Here is a 15985-nt window from a genome sequence, read left to right on the forward strand (position 1 = left end):
TCGTCTCTATTCAGCGGGATCAGATGTTGAGCAGGGTCTGAATGATCGTGTCCTGCGTCTTCACCGACTGCGCATTGGCCTGGTAGTAACGCTGAGCGGTGATCATGTTGACCAGTTCGCTGGTCAGGTTGACGTTGGAAGTTTCCACCTGGCCAGACGCGAGGGTGCCGGTATTGCCCGAACCCGGCGCGTTATTGGTCGGCCCGCCCGAATTGCCGGTCTGAATCCAGTTATTGCCGCCGATATCCTGCAGGCCTTGCGGGTTCGGGAAGGTCGCGAGCGCCACCTGGCCTATGGTCTTGGTCTGGCTATTCGAGAAGGTGGCCTGGATCAGGCCCGTGCTTCCGATGCTGATGCCATTTAAAGCACCCGGCGCCGCGCCGTCCTGCGTGGCGCTCAGGGTGCCGGAGGTTTGCGCGATCTGCGTGGAGTGAGTGAAATCCACGGTCACCGTCTGCGGCACGGCGGCGCCGTTCAGCGCGGCCGGGGTAAAGGTCAGCGACACCGGGGTATTGGTGGTGAGCACGCCATTGGTGTTGAAACCCAGATTGAAGCTGTTCGGATTCGGCGAGGACACCGCCGCGCCATCCACATAGGCGCTGACCGACCAGGTATTGCCGGCCGCTGTCGGCGTGCCGATCGAGTAATACATGGTCAACTGGTGGGAGTTGCCCAGACTGTCGTAAATGGTCTGGTTATTGCTCCAGGTGTAAGACGTCGGATCGGCCGGATTGTTGACCGGCGTATTGACCGGCGGCGTCTTGGTGGAGTCCAGCTGCACCGCCATATTGATCTTGCTGGTCGGCGTCGGCGGAATCGAGGTATTGGTCAGCTGCAGCTTGCCCACCGGACCCTGCGCCACATTGCCGCTGCTATCCGCGGTCCAGCCTTGCAGGTAGCTGCCGGCATTGCTCACGATGTAGCCCTGGCTGTCCACCTGGAACTGGCCGTTGCGGCTGTACGCCAGCGTGCCATCGGTCAACCCCATGATGAAGAAGCCGCTGTTATTGATGGCCAAGTCCAGGCTGCGTCCGGTGGTATCCTTATTGCCGTTGCTCATGTCCTGCGTCACCGCGGCCACCTGCGTGCCCAGGCCCGGCGAGGTGGTGGATTGGCCGTAGATGCTGCGGCTGTACAGGTCGCCGAACTCGGTGCGCGAACCCTTGAAGCCCACCGTGTTGGCGTTGGCGATATTGTTGCCTATGGTATCCAGCTGCACCGACGCCGCATTCAAACCGCTCAAACCTTGTTGGAAGCCCATTTCTCAATTCCTCGAATCTGCTCGATTATCCACGACGTGTTTCAGGACATTTGCGCGACGCCGGACAGCGGCACCTGCGAATTGTCCGGCAGCACCAGCATCGGCGAACCGTTCACCCAGGACACGGCCTTGACCTGCTGCATATTGTAAGCAGTGGCGGTAGTCGAGCCATTGGCGCTCGACTGGGCCACCTTGACCTGGAAGGTATAATTGCCGGCAGGCAGGGCATTGCCCTTGCCATCGGTCCCGTCCCAGCTGAAGGTATTCATGCCGGCGGATGGGTTGGACTCGGTGAAGCTATCCACCACATTGTTGTACTTGTCGAGCACGTCGACCTGCATCGACGCCGCGGGCCCGCTCAGCATCACGCCAGCCTGGGTCTGCTTGCCCGCCGCCGGCGTGGGCAGGCTATTGCCCGCCACCAACACATTGCTGCCTATCATGCTGGCCGCCATCATGGACTGGGTGGCGCTTTGCGCGCCCACCATCTGCTGCATGGTCTGATTCAGCGACTGGATGCCGGCCACCTGGCTGATCTGCGCCATCTGGCTGGTCACCTGGCTGTTGTCCATCGGATTCAGCGGATCCTGAGCATTGAGCTGGGCAGTCAGCAGCTTCAGGAAGTTGTTCTGCATGTCCTGCGCGCTGGTCGCGGTCAAAGTGTTGCCATTGCCGGCCCCATTGACGCTAGAGAGGGCGTTGGCGCCTGATACAGCCTGGTTATTGAGCTGGCTGTAATTGTATGAGGTGCTTGCGGTAGCCATGGCTTAATCCTCTAAATCACTGGCCCAGCTGCAGGGTCTTCTGCATCAGGGTCTTGGCGGTGTTCATCATTTCAACGTTGTTCTGGTAAGCGCGGGAGGCGGCGATCATGTCCGCCATTTCCTCCACCACGTTGACATTGGGCATGGCGATATAGCCGCGCTCGTCGGCCAAGGGGTTGCCCGGCTCGTATTTCAGGCGCGGCGGGCTTTGATCCTCCACCACCGAGGTGACGCGCACGCCGGCCACCTGCGGCTGGGCGCTGTCCACCGGCACCGCCGTGAACACCACATGGCGCCCCTTGTACGGCTGGCCCGTGGAGCTGGTGGCGCTCTCGGCGTTGGCCAGATTGCTCGCCACCACATTGAGGCGCATGGACTGCGCAGACAGCGCCGAACCGGAAATATTGAACAAATTGGACAGAGACATTTAGCTCAACCTCCGTTGCCGCTGCCTTGGATCGCGGCGTTCAGGCCGCTGATCCGCTTATTCAGAAAAGTCAGGGTGGTCTGGTATTGCAAAGCGTTGTCAGCGAAAGCGCCGCGCTCCACATCCATGTCCACCGTGTTGCCATCCAGGCTGGGCTGCACCGCCGAGCGGTATTGCAGCGGAGTCGCCCCGCCCTGGGCCGCCGCGCCTTCGATATGGCGCGCATCGGTCACCGCCAGGACCAGGCGGTTCTGTTTTTCCGTCTGCGCCTGCAAGGCTGCCTTGAAGTCGAAGTCCACCGCCTTGTAATAAGGCGTTTCCGCGTTGGCGATATTGCTGCCTATCACTTCGGCTCGATAAGCCTGCAGGTCGAGCGCGCGCTGTTGGAAATCGAAATAGTGGGCAATCTTGTCTAACATGAACCACCTCCTGACTGACGGCCTTCATTAAGCACAAACCATGCCAGGAAAAATACAGCGCTAAGCCATTGATTTCCCATGTCCGCCCATAGCCCGCAGCCCACGCCAGCCGCACGGCGGCAAAACTTGCCGCCCACCCGGCAAGCTTCGCAAGCCGGGCCTTCGCCACAAATTTGCTTGCCCGCCATGCCAATTCATGCCAAAACCGTCAATAATGCAATAAGGGATATATGGGAGTGGAGCCATGCTGGCCCTAGAAGAATTGCTGATCTCGCTGGCGGAGCCTTCGCCGGTGCAAGCCCAGATCATCACCAAGGCACTGGAAGAGCTGGGCGCAAGCCAGATAGAAGTCCATGCGACGGGAGAGGACTTGATCAACCAGGCCAGAGAGCTCCGCCCCAGCCTGGTCATCAGCGCGTATTACCTGCCGGACATGACGGGGGCCGATCTGGTGCAAAACCTGCGTGAAAGCTCAGACCTCTACGACATGCCCTTCATCCTGATCAGCAGCGAGAGCAATCCCGAGCGGCTGGAGAGCATACGCCAGGCCGGCAGCCTGGCCATCCTGCCCAAGCCGTTTGAAAACACCCAGCTGGCCGAGACCATGCAAACCGTGATGAGCTTCATCAATTGCGAAAGCCTGGGCGCGGAAGTGGACGCCGACATGGCGCTGATGAGCGTGATGATAGTCGACGACAGCAGCACCTCTCGCCATCACATCCGCCAAGTGCTGGAGAAGCTGGGCTTCGAACATTTCTGCGAGGCCGCCAACGCCGAAGCGGCGCTACCATACCTGGAACAGGAACCCTTCAAGCTCATCATCACCGACTACAATATGCCAGGCATGAACGGGCTGGAATTCGCCCGCCACGTGCGGGAGCGCGAGCTGCAGCCCGGCACACCCATCCTGATGATCACCAGCCACAACGATATCGCCGGAGACGAGGCGCTGGAAGACGCCGGCATCGCCGCCTGCTGCGAGAAGCCTTTCGACATGGAGCAGCTGCGCGCACTGGTTCGCCGCCTGCTCAACGAGTACTAGCGCGCACAAGCCCCCAGCCGGCACCCATGCTGGCCCCGCGACGCTCCGCCAGCATTGCCGGCAAAACTCCCGACAGCGCCACCGCCCCAGGCGGCGCAACGCCGGACCGGGGCGGGCGCGGCAGAGCTAAGCCACCGCATGCCCGCAAGCAGCCTCCAATAGCCAATACCACTGCTGGCGATCCAGCTCAAGCGACGTCGCAGCCACCGCCTCCCTCACCACCTCGATGCGCCCGCTGCCGGTCAGCGGCAAGGGGCGGCATGGCAGCTGCAGAATCCAGGCATAGACCAGCGCCGCCACCGATACACCCAGCTCGGCAGCCTGCGCAGACAAGCATCGCTGCAATGGCGAGGACTCGGCGGCCTGAGTCGCAAACAAGGCACCGCCGCCCAATGCGGACCAAATCATGGGCGCCACGCCACGCTGCTGCAGGACATCGAACTGGCCATCGAACAATGGCGTCAGATGCAAGGGCGAAAACTCAAGCTGATGGGTCGCCAGCTCGAAACGGCTATCCAGCGCGGCAAACTGCGCCGGTGTGAAATTGGACACTCCAAAATGCCGCACCTTGCCGTCGGCGCGAAGCCGCTCGAACGCGCGCGCCATTTCGTCGTAATCCATCAACGGATCGGGCCGATGAATCAGCAGCAGGTCCAGCGCCTCCACCTGCAACTCCCTCAGGCTTTGCTCGGTCGATGCCAGGATGTGCGCCGCACTGGTGTCATAATGCTTGAGGCGATGCGACGGCCGATGCGGAGACACCAGCTTGATCCCGCACTTCCCCACCAACTGGATGCGCTCCTTGAGCGCAGGCGCCGCCTTTAGCGCCTCGCCGAACAACTTCTGGCACTGATAATCGCCATAGATGTCGGCATGATCGAAGGTGGTGACGCCCAGTTCCAGGCATGACTCGATGAAACGCACGCGCTCAGCGACGGACAGATTCCAGCCGGCCAGCCGCCACATGCCGGCAACAATCCGAGAAAAATCCGGACCACCCGGACGCAAAAGGATACGAGGACAAGACACAGCGCACTCCAGATGGAATCATCAAAACGAAGAGTTTAGCGCCATTCGTGGCGCGCCATCCGGGCCCCAGTCAGACAGACGCCACACAGCAAGAACAGCTGCCCCTCGCCGCCGCGACTCGCATCACCAAGCCCCCCCCCAACAGCGCCATAGAGCGGCGCAACGCCGGACCGGGGCGGGCGCGGCAGGACTCAGCGCGGCGCCACCCACACCAGGCGCGAGTGCGCCTTGTCCTCGCCAAAAGCCTGCCGGCGCCAATACCCTTGCATGGCATAGGCCTCAGCCGGCGCTAGGTCCTCGACGCGGCAAAACGTGATCTCGCCAAAGCCGCTTTTCAGCAGCAAGCCTCGCGCCTTCTGCCGCGTCTTGGCGCAAGCGGGGTGCGCGGCATCGGCCACCCACTGCGCCGGCGCCGCCGCCTCCCATGCCTTGGCCAGAGACAGCCTGGACTGAGTCATCATCGCCAGGCCATTCAGCACGGCCGCCAACAATACTTGCCACCCGGCTTCTACCTCGCCCAGCTGCGGCCCCAGTTCGCCGGGATACTCCACGCGCACCAGTTCAACCTGATCCGCCGCCTGCAGCCAGTTCACGCCATCCGGCGCAAAACCCATGCGCACCATGGTCAGCAACAGGGCGCGCCGCTCCGGCTGGTGCACGACGAAAGCGCCGCCCTCTCCGGGGACATGCAGAAAAAAGGCGTCCGCGGGCAGCACCAGCGTATCCGGCAGATTGCCCGGCTGCCGCGTATGCGCCAGCGCTTTGGCCAAATCGTCATCCAGATGCGACACCACGCGGCCTTGGCGGGCAAAATGCCCCCAAGCCTCGGCCAGGGCCAACTCCGTCACGATGGCGGACTGAGGAATATCGAACACCTGCGCCGCCCGCTCCAATTCCCGCTTGATCACGTCCTGCATCTGTTTCCTGGCCTCCGCGGCCTGAACGGCCTGCGCGTAAAGCTGGGCCACCCGCTTGGCCCAGGGCCGGGTGGCGGCGTAGCGCTGCACGGCGTATTGCATTCCTCTGCGTCCTTGAAAATAAAAAGGCGGCATTGTAACAAAGGCCGCCGCCGCGCCAAAGCCGCCCATTCACCCCTTGCGCGCGGAGGCCTCTTCGCGCAAGCGCACCGCCTGCCTGTCCTCGGCGATGCCGGAATACAGCCACTGCCTGAAATGCCCCAACCCCATGGGCCTGCCAAAGTAATAACCCTGCAGCAATTCATAACCCTTGACGTTCAAGTAGTTTTGCTGCCCCTGGGTCTCCACGCCCTTTACGATCACCTTGGCGCCCACTCGCCCGGGCGTCAAGGCGGCGTTCTCCAGCACATTGCCGCGCAGGCATTCCCGCCCCAAGGCCGACACGAAGCCCTTCTCCACTTTCAGGAAGTCGAAGCCCCAGCGCCGCAGGTAAGCCTGATCGGCGTAACCGGAGCCAAAGTCATCCAGCGCCAGTTGCACCCCCTCCCGCCGCAAGGCGCAGATCACTTCCAGCGTGGCGGCTTCCTCGCGCAGCGGCGAGCGCTCGGACACATCCAGCACCAACACGCCCTGATTCGCCTTCAGCACCTCAAGCAACTCCCTGCAGTCATCCAGCAGCGCCGGGGAGGCCAAGGATTCGCTGGCGATATTGAAAGCCACCATGAAGCCGGCCGGCAGCGCCACCTGGCTCAACTCCGAGGCCGCCTGCTTGAGCAAGGCCCGCGTCAGCTCCGTGATCAAGCCGGCTTCCACCGCCGCGCGGATGAACAATTCGGCGCGGATATTGCCCTGGGCTGGATGACGCCAGCGCGCCAGCACCTCCGCGCCCACGCACTCGCCGGCGGCTGCCGTGACGATGGGCTGGTATTGCACGGAAAACTCGCCATTGCGTATGCCCTCGAGTATCTCCCACTCCGTCGCCCGCCGCGCGCCGGCGCCGCGCCGCAGCCAGCTGGCCAGCGCAGCGCCCAGCCCCAGCGCCAGCAGCATGGCATCCAAGGCGGGTCCCAGACTGCGCCAGCCGTGCCGCGCCGCCTCGCCCACCCCGCCCATCTGCGCCAGCAGAAGCAGCCCCACCAACAGCGCCGCCCCGGCCATGGCCAGGGCGTACACGACGGCCGGACGCGCCCGGCACGCCCACCGGGACAGCCTTTGCACCCAATTCATCTCCGTTTCCCGCCCGTTTGCACCCCCGCCAGCCTTTGGCGGGGTCCGCTCTCAGTTTAGCGAGCGGAACGGCCCCACGCCGCCGCCAAGCGGCAAGCCTGTCATTTTTTTGAAAACGTTGCTTTCAAGCCGCACACAATCAAACACTTAAACCGCCAAAATGTCGAAAACTGTTGCACCATACCAATATTTACCGTATAGTCCGGCCTCTTGTATTTTCACCGGGCAAACCCACACCACGCCTCTGCCCGAGTGTGTTTTCATCGTCCCTGACCCTTTCCAGGCTTCGTCCATGCAATGTCGTCGTTTGCTCGACTGGACCGCTGTTCGCCGCTTGCCAGGTTAGTGCCGATGATTTACGGCCAAAAGGCGCCGTATAACCGCCACGAAATCTGGCTATTAAGTGACGCCGGCAGACAGCCGGCCTGAAAGGACATACATGAACTTTTCCGATCTGGGCATCGCCCCGACCATCCTGCGCGCCCTGGAAGCTGCCGGCTACACCTCCCCGACCTCGGTTCAAGCCGAAGCCGTTCCGGCAGCCATCGCCGGCCGCGACCTGCTGGTATCCGCTCAAACCGGCAGCGGCAAGACCGCGGCCTTCCTGCTGCCCGCGCTGACCAAGCTGTCCGAGCGCTCCACCGGCAAGGGCCAGGGCCCGCGCGTGCTGGTGCTGACGCCGACCCGCGAGCTGGCGCAACAGGTTGAGAAGAACGCGCTGGAATACGGCAAGGATCTGCGCTGGATGAAGACCGCCTGCCTGGTGGGCGGCTCCTCCTTTGGCTACCAGATCCGCGCGCTGAGCCGCCCGATCGACCTGATCGTGGCCACTCCGGGCCGCCTGATGGACCACATGCGCTCTGGCCGCATCGACTTCTCCCGCCTGGAAATGCTGGTGCTGGACGAAGCCGACCGCATGCTGGACATGGGCTTCATCGAAGACATCGAAGCCATCGTCAAGGCCACTCCGGAATCGCGCCAGACCGTGCTGTTCTCCGCCACGCTGGACGGCATCGTCGGCCGCATGGCTGAAAAGATGACCCGCGATCCGCAGCGCATCGAGATCGCCCGCACCGAAACCTCCGGCGGTACCATCGAAGAACACCTGCTGTACGCGGACGACCTGAACCACAAGCACCGCCTGCTGGACTACATCCTGAAGGAATCCGGCTTCGACCAGTGCGTGATCTTCTCCGCCACCAAGGCTTACTCGGAAGAACTGGCCGACAAGCTGTCCGACCAGGGCTACTCCGCCGCCTGCCTGCACGGCGACATGCCGCAAAGCTGGCGCAACCGCACCCTGAACGACTTGCGCCGCGGCCGCATCAAGGTGCTGGTGGCCACCGACGTGGCCGCCCGCGGCATCGACGTGCCGACCATCACCCACGTGGTGAACTTCGACCTGCCGAAGCAGGCTGAAGACTACGTGCACCGCATCGGCCGCACCGGCCGCGCCGGCCGCGACGGCACCGCCATCACCCTGGCGGAGTCCAAGGAATTCCACAAGGTGCGCCGCATCGAGCAGTACCTGAAGCGCCAGATCACCGAAGGCGTGATCGACGGCCTGGAACCGACCCGTCGCCCGCCCAAGGGCCCGCGCCGCAACGGCAAGCCGGGCGGCTACGGCGATCGCCGCGGCAATGGCGGCAACCGCGGCGGCTACCAAGGCAACCGTCGCGAGGGCGGCTATCAAGGCCAACGCCGCGAAGGCGGCTACCAGGGCAACCGTGGCCCGCGCAGCAGCGCCCAGCAATAAGCCAGCCTAACCAAAACGCCACCGTCTCCCGGTGGCGTTTTTCATTGCCGCATCCGCTTCAGGCCTGCCGCTGCGCCAAGGCCAAAAACAGCCAGGCGCCATGCGGCAGCCACTGCTCGCTCCAGCGCCAGGACTGGCTGATGTCGGTCTGGCTGGGCAGGAAGAAAGCCACGCCGTCTTCGCGCCCCGGCTCGGCGGTGATGCCGTTGCACACGCCGCCCGGCGCGTTGAAAAAGCCCGGCTCGTACTGCGGATTATTGCGGCCATGGCCCTGCCACATGCACATATCGAACGGATTGCATCCCAGCACCCAGTCCACCGCCGCCTGGGCGTACGCGCCCAATGCCGCCGCATGCCCCGGCCAACGCCGCGCCGCCTGCCAGGCCGCCGCCGCCAGCGAGGCCAGGCGGGCATTCTCCCCCTGCCACCAATAGCCGCTGGCGTTGCGCTGCGGCATGAAGAAGCGCGCCGCACCCTCCTCGCCCGGCCTTTGCACCCACTGCCTGGGGTAAGCGAAAGGGTTGCCCGGCTCCATGCTGCGCTCCAGTTCGCCCAACAAGCCGTACAGGCATCCCTGCTCCACCGCATCGGCATAAGGGCCTTGCGGCAAGACTTCGAGATAGCGCGCCAGCGCCTGATAAGGCAAGCCGGCATCGGAAGCGTGGCAATAGCTCTGGCTGCGCGCGTCATCCAGCCAGAACCAGCCGGCATCGTGCTGCCTATCCAGCAGGCAGGCCGCGCGCTCGGCCGCCGCATCGGCGTAATCCGCCTCCCCGCTGGCGGCGTAAAGCTCGCACGCCGCCAGCAAGGCGCAGTAATCGTCGATCAAGTTTTCCTCGCCATCGGCCAGATAGGACAGGCCATGCTCCTGTAGATGGGCGAAGCCGCGCCGCGCCGCGTCCAGATAGCGCTCGCGCGCCGATTCGCCCGCGCGCGGCAGCCTCGAAGCGGCCGCCAGCGCCGCGATGGCCATGCCGCCGCCCTGGCGCCAGCCGGCCTGATACGCGGCCGAGCGCAAGCCTTGCTGCGTGGCGTAAGCGCACAGGCTGCGCCGGCGCTCATCCTTGCTCCAGCCATCAAACAGCGTTTGATAGAAGAATCCCGACTCATGCTGCATGCGCGCCAGAAAGTCCGCGCCATGCAGGGCCTCGTCCACGATGCGCTCATCAAACCACTTGCCGTGGCTGGGCAGGATATCGCGCGCGCGGATCAGGCTCCACGCCAGCAAGGGCGCTTGCTGGGGGTTCAGATGATTGGCGTAAGACAGGTGGGTCAGATACTTGGAGCAGTCGCCGGAGGCGTCGTACCACCCGCCATGCACATCGCGCCGCTCATCGCCGCCCTCCTCGGGCGCGGCCCGATCCGCGGCGTCGAACACGCCGCTGCAGCGCTGCGACTTGAAATAGAACAACAGGTCCGACAACAAGGCCGGTCCGTACAAGCCGTCGACCACGGCAAACGGCGCGGACACCACCGGCGGCATGCTGCCCTCCAGCCACAGCTGGTAGCGCCCCGCCTGTTTCACCTCCCCGATGTCCACCGACCAGTAATGCGCCGCTCCCCAGCCCTCCGCATGGCCCAGCGCGCGCAGCGGGCTGCGCAGCGCCACGCGGCCTCGCTCATCCAGCACCGCCACCGCATCCACCCTTGCCCCAGCCTCGCCCTGCAGCAAGGCCCGCTTTTCCGCGCCGGCCTCGAAGCCAAGATGATTGAACAGGAACCGCATGTCCGCCCCCTCCAGTTCGTGATGGTCCGCCAGCCTGCGCCAGGCTCAGCCGCGGCTGTTTTTCAGCAATACCTCGTACTGCGGATTGAATTCGTCGAAGATGGGCAGCGCCGCGGCCCCCAGCGCCACCACGTCGCGGCCGGCGCTGCCCAAGCGCAGACGCTCGCCGGCGCGGTGGCGGATGGACACCGGCAGCGGATGCAGCCGCTCCACCAGCGCGTTCAGCCATTGCGGCGGCAGCAAGCCGCCTATCACCACCGCCTCGATGTCCAGAGTGGATTCCAGCATGCTCACCGCCTGGCGCAAGGGACCGGTCGCGCTATCCAGCCAGCGTTCGCCGGCCGACGCTATCGGCAAGCCGGCCAGGAATTCCGGGGTGGCCTGCTTGCCATCCGCCACGCCCAAGGCCTCATACAAGGCGCGCAAGGAAACGTAACGCTCCAGACAGCCCTGGTTGCCGCACTCGCATGGCCGCCCGCCCGGCGTGACTATCATATGCCCCACCTCGCCGGCATTGCCCCGGCCGCCGGTATACAACCGGCCATCCAAGAACAAGCCGGCGCCCAGGCCGGTGCCGACGAACAGGTAAACGAAATGGCGCAACTGGCTGGCCATGCCGTACAGGCGCTCACCTATGGCCGCGGCAGTGGCGTCTTTTTGCAGCAGCACCGGCAAGCCCAGCTCCCGGCTCAAGCGCGCCGCATCCACCTCCTCCCATCCCGGCAGCGTGGTCGGCCCCACCGAAGTCATGCCCTCCACGCCAAACGGACCCGGCATCACGAACCCCATGCCCAGCAAGCGCGACCAATCCAGGCCGCACTCGCGCCGCAGGCTGTCGCGCAACTCGGCGATCAACGGCAGCGCCAGGGCGGGCTCGGGCTGCCGCACCTCACGCTCGGCCCGCGCCCGCACGCGGCCGGACAAGTCGGACAGCACCATGATCACGCGCTGGTGATCCAGGTGCACGCCCATGGAGTAAGCGCCGTCCGGGTTGATGCTCAAGGGCACGGCCGGCTGGCCGCGCGCACCTTCGCGCAAGGGCTGGCCCGCCAGCAGCATGCCGGCCTCCAGCAACTCCGCCGTGATATTGGACACGGTCTGCGGCGTCAGCGCGGTCAGGCGGGCCAGGTCGGCCCGGGTCAGCTGCTGGTTGAGGCGTATGGTTTCCAGCACAGCGCGCCGATTATGGGAGCGGGCATGTTCAAGATTGGTGCCGGTCACCATCAAGGAGGCCGGCCGGGAAGCGGTCGATTTCATGGCCGCCAGTATCGCAAGCGCCCAACCCCGCCGACAAGCACTTGTCATGCCTCGCACTTAAATAAATCAAGTTGACGAAATAAAATCGACGTGCTTTACTGGCCGAAATCCAATTGTCATCATAAGATGGGCGCAAAACATGCACGCTTCGACACCGTTTCAGATAGGCGTGGACGGCGGCGGCACCGGCACCCGGCTACGCATCGCCGACCCCGCCGGCCAGATGCTCGCCCAGGCGGAAGGCCCCGGTTCAGCCTTGTCCCAGGGCATAGAGGCCGCCTGGTGCACCATACTCGGCCTGTTGGAGCAAGCCTTTGACCAAGCCGGACTGGGCTACCCGCCGCGCAGCGACTGCGCCGTCGGCCTGGGTCTGTCCGGCGTGCACAACCAGCAGTGGGCGCAGCGTTTCCGGGAACTGGCGCCTGGTTTCGCCCGGCTGGAACTGGCCACCGACGGCTACACCACCTTGCTGGGCGCGCATGGCGGCCAACCCGGCGTAATCGTCGCCTTAGGCACCGGCAGCATAGGCGAGGCGCTGTACCCCGATGGCAGCCACCGCGAAGTGGGCGGCTGGGGCTACCCCAGCGGCGACGAAGCCAGCGGCGCCTGGCTGGGCCAACGCGCCGCGCAACTGACGCAGATGGCGCTGGACGGCCGCAGTACGCACAGCGCCCTGACCCGGGCCGTACTGGCGCAAGTCGGCGGCGATTGGCAAGCGATGATGCGCTGGAACGGCAAGGCCAGCCCGGCGCACTTCGCCCAGCTGGCGCCGCTGGTGATCGCCGCCGCGCGCATCGACCCGGAAGCGGACGCCTTGCTGCGCCAGGCCGGCGAAGACGCCTGGGCCATCGCCCGCGCGCTGGACCCGACAGGCGAATTGCCGGTGGCGCTGTGCGGTGGGCTGGGCCAGGCCCTGCGCGACTGGCTGCCGCCCGGCTTCCGCCAGAAACTGGTGGCCGCCAAGGGAGATTCCGTTTCAGGCGCGCTACTCTTGCTGCGCCGCTGACAATAACAGAGGAGATGGTGATGAAAGCAGCACGTCTGACATTGGCAGGGCTGTCCCTGCTTGCCTGCGGCCTGGCGGCCTCGGCGCACGCGGAAAAAATCAAGCTGGAGTTCTGGACCGATTCGCTTCAACCCACCTTCAACGGCTATTTCGCCAACGTCAAGAAAACCTACGAGGCGCAACATCCCAATGTGGAAGTCCAGTGGGTGGACGTGTTCAACGACAGCTTCGAAACCAAGCTCAACGCCGCCATCGCCGCCGGCAAACCGCCCGCCCTCGTCAATCACGACGTGCCGCGCCTGTTCAAATACGCCCAAAAGGGCACGCTGATCCCGCTGAATGCCGCCCTGGGCGCGGACAAGGCCGCTTACCTGCCCAACGCGCTGGCGGACCTGAGCTTTGGCGGCAAGCTGTACGGCCTGCCCTGGTACAACAACATCAATGTGCTGGTGATCAACGGCGAGCTGTTCAAGAAGGCCGGGCTCGATCCGAAGCACCCCGTCGCCAGCCTGGAAGACGAGCTGCGCCTGGCCAAGATCATCAAGGCCAAGACCGGCGTGCCTGGCCTGCTGCCGCAACTGGGCCAGATAGACGGCATCATGCTGGGCCAAGGCCTGCCCCTGATCCAGAACGGCAAGGCCGTGTTCAACAGTCCCAAGCATGTCGCGTTGATCCGCCAATTAGCCGACGCCTACCGGGCCGGCGCGCTGGCCAAGGACAACCTGTTTGCCGATGACAACTACCAGGCCAGCATCAAACTGTATAACAGCGGCCGCCTGGCCATGATGGAAACCGCGCCCACCGCCGCGCGGCGTACCCAAAGCGATGCCCGCTCCATCTACGCCACGACCGTGGTGCAGCCTGCGCCGCTTGGCCCCACCAAGATCGCCCAGGGCGGCTATCTGTTCAGCTGGGCGGTTTCCAAGGGCTTGCCTGCCGCCACCGAGCAGGAAGCGATCAAGTTTGCCCGCTTCCTCACCAACGACAACCAGCAACTGGCTTTCTCCAAGGTGACCGGCGCCACCTTCCCGTCCACGCAAAAAGCGCTGACTGACAGTTACTTCGTCAAGACCGCCGCCGGCGGCGCCATCGAGGACTCCCGCATCCAGGGCGCCAAGGTGGCGCACAACATCCGCACCCTGGTGCTGACCGGCGTGCCCAATGTGGCGGACCTGAAGAAAAACCTGGTGGACAATGTGGAAGCCGCGGTGACCGGCAAGAAAGACGCCCAGAAAGCGTTGGACGACGCCGCAGCCTTCTGGAACAGACAACTTAAGTAAGACGCAGCGACCGTCTCCTCTCCTTGCCCCTTCTTGCCGCATGAAGGGGCCTTTTTTTCGGCTTTCCGGACCCGCACGATGAAGACCTCGTCCCGCAACGCCTGGCTGTTCCTGTCCCCCGCCCTGCTGCTGATGGGCGTATTCACCTTCTGGCCCCTGCTGTTCGGCAGCTACGTTGCCTTCACCCGCTACGACCTGATCTCGCCGCCACAATGGGCGGGCCTGGACAATTTCCGCTATCTGTTGGACGACCCGGTATTCTGGCAGGCCATGGCCAACTCCTTGCGCTACCTGCTGGTGGTGCCGCTGATCCAGCTATCCGGCATCGCCTTGGCGGTGCTGGTCAACCAGGCCCTGCCCGGCATCAAGCTGTTCCGCGCCGCGCTCTATCTGCCGGTGATCACCACCGTTTCCGTGGTGGGCATCATGTGGAACTGGATGTACGCCGACTACGGCGTGCTCAACGGCGCGCTGCACTGGCTGGGCTGGCTGGCGCCGGAGCACGACATCGGTTTTCTCAGCGACGAAGACCTGGCCTTGTATTCCGTGATGTTCGTCACGTATTGGCGGGGCATAGGTTATTACATGGTGCTCTACCTGGCCGGACTGCAGGCCATCCCGGCAGAAATGCAGGAGGCTGCGCGGCTGGACGGCGCCAATGGCTGGCAGCGCTTCTGGCGCATCACGCTGCCCATGCTCAAGCCCACCCTCTTGTTCTGCAGCCTGATGTCCACCCTGGATGCGCTGAAAGCCTTCGAGGAGGTGCTGGTGATGACGCGCGGCGCGCCGCTGAACGCCACCTACACCGTGCTGTACTACGCCTTCCACCAAGGCTTCAACCAGCTGGATTTCGGCCGCGGCAGCGCCGCCGGACTGGTGTTGACCGCCGTCTGCCTATTGCTGGCCTGGCTGAACTTCCGGCTGCTCCGCGCCGACCACCGCTGAGGAGGATAAAATGACCACGCTCGCCCTGCCCCGCCGCGCCCCGCGCCGGCTGTTGCGCCGGCTGCCCCACTTCCTGCTGTTGCTGGCGCTGTCGCTCGCCTGCTGCTACCCCTTCATCTGGACGCTGGGCATCGCCGTCGGCAACGGCGACCAGGTATTCGACTTCCCGCCGCCGCTGTGGCCGCAAGACGCCGGCTGGCGGCATTTCGCTGCCGTCTGGGACGCCATCCCGCTGGGCCGCTTCTTCTGGAATTCGCTGTGGATTTCCGGCCTGACCACCGTGGGCACGCTGGCGGTGTCGGCGCTGGCGGCGTTCCCGCTGGCCAAGCTGCGCTTCCGCGGCCGCCAGCTGGTGTTCTACGCCATCCTCGCCACCCTGCTCCTGCCCAGCGAGATCAACTTCATCAGCAACTACGTCACCATCGCTCGCCTGGGATTGGACGACACCCGCCTGGGCGTGGTGCTGCCCTCGCTGGCCGGCGCTTTCGGCATCTACCTGATGAAGCACGCCTTCGAGGAAATCCCGGACGAAATCATAGACGCCGCACGCATGGACGGCGCCAACGACTGGCAGGTATTCAGCCGCATCTGCCTGCCGCTGTCCCTGCCCTATCTCGCCACGCTGGGCATCTTCACCCTGGTCTGGTCCTGGAATGTCTACGTCTGGCCCAGCGTGGTGCTGAAAACGCCGGACCTCTATCCGCTGTCGGTGGGCGTGCTGTATTTGAAAGGCGCTTTCGCCACGTCCACCCGCTTGGTCGCGGCCGGCGCGGTGCTGACCATCCTGCCGGTGCTGGCGGTTTTCGTTTTCAGCCAGCGCTACTTCATGCGCGGCATGGATGGAGCGGTGAAGTAGCCGGCCGGCGCGGCCGCGCTGGAGAACCCCGCGGCCTCGACCTAACATGGTGGGAAGCGCCGCATTCCCCATT

15 protein-coding genes are annotated in these 15985 nt (G+C 64.5%); 6 read left to right on the forward strand and 9 right to left on the reverse strand.

Annotated features, from left to right (window positions below):
• Positions 1-19: 19 nt before the first annotated feature.
• The 4 genes from flgE to flgB are packed head-to-tail and all read right to left on the reverse strand — an operon-like array spanning position 20 to position 2871.
• The gene (flgE, locus tag FYK34_RS08475; RefSeq protein WP_149295963.1) at positions 20-1261 is read right to left on the reverse strand and encodes a flagellar hook protein FlgE; all 1242 of its coding nucleotides are present in this window, start codon (positions 1259-1261) and stop codon (positions 20-22) included.
• Between the two features lie 41 nt (positions 1262-1302).
• Positions 1303-2025 carry a flagellar hook assembly protein FlgD gene (locus FYK34_RS08480; protein WP_149295964.1) on the reverse strand — a complete coding sequence of 241 codons (723 nt, stop codon included), beginning with the start codon at positions 2023-2025 and terminating at the stop codon, positions 1303-1305.
• Between the two features lie 16 nt (positions 2026-2041).
• Complete coding sequence (gene flgC / locus FYK34_RS08485; RefSeq protein WP_149295965.1) at positions 2042-2452, reverse strand: flagellar basal body rod protein FlgC; 411 nt, start codon at positions 2450-2452, stop codon at positions 2042-2044.
• A 5-nt stretch (positions 2453-2457) separates the two neighbouring features.
• Positions 2458-2871, reverse strand: a complete 414-nt coding sequence (gene flgB, locus FYK34_RS08490; RefSeq protein ID WP_149295966.1) for a flagellar basal body rod protein FlgB — start codon at positions 2869-2871, stop codon at positions 2458-2460.
• 244 nt (positions 2872-3115) lie between these two features.
• On the opposite strand from flgB, the gene FYK34_RS08495 reads away from it, so the two are divergent.
• The gene (locus FYK34_RS08495; protein WP_149295967.1) at positions 3116-3913 is read left to right on the forward strand and encodes a response regulator; all 798 of its coding nucleotides are present in this window, start codon (positions 3116-3118) and stop codon (positions 3911-3913) included.
• Between the two features lie 126 nt (positions 3914-4039).
• Here the strand turns inward: FYK34_RS08495 and FYK34_RS08500 are convergent, their stop codons facing one another.
• The 3 genes from FYK34_RS08500 to FYK34_RS08510 form a co-directional block, all read right to left on the reverse strand.
• Positions 4040-4942 (reverse strand): aldo/keto reductase, encoded by a 903-nt coding sequence (locus FYK34_RS08500; protein WP_407923597.1) that lies wholly within the window; start codon positions 4940-4942, stop codon positions 4040-4042.
• A gap of 191 nt (positions 4943-5133) precedes the next feature.
• A complete protein-coding gene (locus FYK34_RS08505) occupies positions 5134-5961 on the reverse strand; it encodes a hypothetical protein (RefSeq protein ID WP_149295969.1) in 828 nt (275 codons plus the stop codon).
• Positions 5962-6030: 69 nt separating this feature from the next.
• Positions 6031-7086, reverse strand: a complete 1056-nt coding sequence (locus FYK34_RS08510; protein ID WP_149295970.1) for an EAL domain-containing protein — start codon at positions 7084-7086, stop codon at positions 6031-6033.
• A 439-nt stretch (positions 7087-7525) separates the two neighbouring features.
• On the opposite strand from FYK34_RS08510, the gene FYK34_RS08515 reads away from it, so the two are divergent.
• The gene (locus tag FYK34_RS08515) at positions 7526-8842 is read left to right on the forward strand and encodes a DEAD/DEAH box helicase (RefSeq protein ID WP_149295971.1); all 1317 of its coding nucleotides are present in this window, start codon (positions 7526-7528) and stop codon (positions 8840-8842) included.
• Positions 8843-8900: 58 nt separating this feature from the next.
• On the opposite strand, the gene FYK34_RS08520 is transcribed toward FYK34_RS08515, so the two are convergent.
• The gene (locus FYK34_RS08520) at positions 8901-10568 is read right to left on the reverse strand and encodes a glycoside hydrolase family 9 protein (protein WP_149295972.1); all 1668 of its coding nucleotides are present in this window, start codon (positions 10566-10568) and stop codon (positions 8901-8903) included.
• A 45-nt stretch (positions 10569-10613) separates the two neighbouring features.
• Positions 10614-11825 carry an ROK family transcriptional regulator gene (locus FYK34_RS08525; protein WP_149295973.1) on the reverse strand — a complete coding sequence of 404 codons (1212 nt, stop codon included), beginning with the start codon at positions 11823-11825 and terminating at the stop codon, positions 10614-10616.
• A 139-nt stretch (positions 11826-11964) separates the two neighbouring features.
• On the opposite strand from FYK34_RS08525, the gene FYK34_RS08530 reads away from it, so the two are divergent.
• From FYK34_RS08530 to FYK34_RS08545, 4 genes are all read left to right on the forward strand, one after another.
• Positions 11965-12831: a BadF/BadG/BcrA/BcrD ATPase family protein gene (locus tag FYK34_RS08530; protein ID WP_149295974.1), complete on the forward strand. Its 867-nt coding sequence runs from the start codon at positions 11965-11967 to the stop codon at positions 12829-12831.
• A 20-nt stretch (positions 12832-12851) separates the two neighbouring features.
• A complete protein-coding gene (locus FYK34_RS08535; protein WP_149295975.1) occupies positions 12852-14111 on the forward strand; it encodes an ABC transporter substrate-binding protein in 1260 nt (419 codons plus the stop codon).
• Positions 14112-14189: 78 nt separating this feature from the next.
• A complete protein-coding gene (locus FYK34_RS08540) occupies positions 14190-15056 on the forward strand; it encodes a carbohydrate ABC transporter permease (RefSeq protein ID WP_149295976.1) in 867 nt (288 codons plus the stop codon).
• A gap of 10 nt (positions 15057-15066) precedes the next feature.
• Positions 15067-15912, forward strand: coding sequence for a carbohydrate ABC transporter permease (locus tag FYK34_RS08545; protein WP_149295977.1), 846 nt, complete (start codon positions 15067-15069; stop codon positions 15910-15912).
• Positions 15913-15985: the final 73 nt, after the last annotated feature.

The sequence above is a fragment of the Chromobacterium paludis genome (assembly GCF_008275125.1).
GTDB lineage: Bacteria > Pseudomonadota > Gammaproteobacteria > Burkholderiales > Chromobacteriaceae > Chromobacterium > Chromobacterium paludis.